The 356-nt window shown below is 64.6% G+C and carries 1 protein-coding gene; it reads left to right on the top strand.

The features are described from left to right. Positions 1-134: 134 nt before the first annotated feature. Positions 135-356: RNA polymerase sigma factor (locus EOB49_RS34900; RefSeq protein WP_164781983.1), on the top strand; the 222-nt coding region annotated here is incomplete at its 3' end.

Genomic DNA, 356 nt, shown 5'->3' with positions numbered 1-356 from the left:
CATCGCCGGGCTGGCGGCATTCGAGGCCTTTCAGAACGGCATCAGGGATCGCTTGATCGAGCGTCCGCAGCGCGAGGAAATGACCGTGGTGGGCCACTACCGGATGCTGGACCAATAACGGCGAACAGAGGCGCATGACTATCCCCGGCGAGATCCGCGAACCTTTTGCCCGCCTGTTCGGCGAAATGCGTCCAAAACTGCATCGCTATTGCGCCCGCATGACCGGCTCGGCCATCGACGGCGAGGACGTGCTGCAGGAAGCCCTGGCCAAGGCGTTCGAGGCGCTGCCGGATGCCGGCCCGATCGCCAATCCGGAGGGCTGGCTGTTCCGCATAGCCCACAATGCGGCGCTCGAT

Origin of the sequence: Mesorhizobium sp. M7A.F.Ca.MR.148.00.0.0, assembly GCF_003997735.1 — a bacterium.
Taxonomy (GTDB): Bacteria; Pseudomonadota; Alphaproteobacteria; order Rhizobiales; family Rhizobiaceae; genus Mesorhizobium.
The sequence above is the reverse complement of the archived record's forward strand: the minus strand, read 5'-3'. Positions and strand labels throughout refer to the sequence as shown.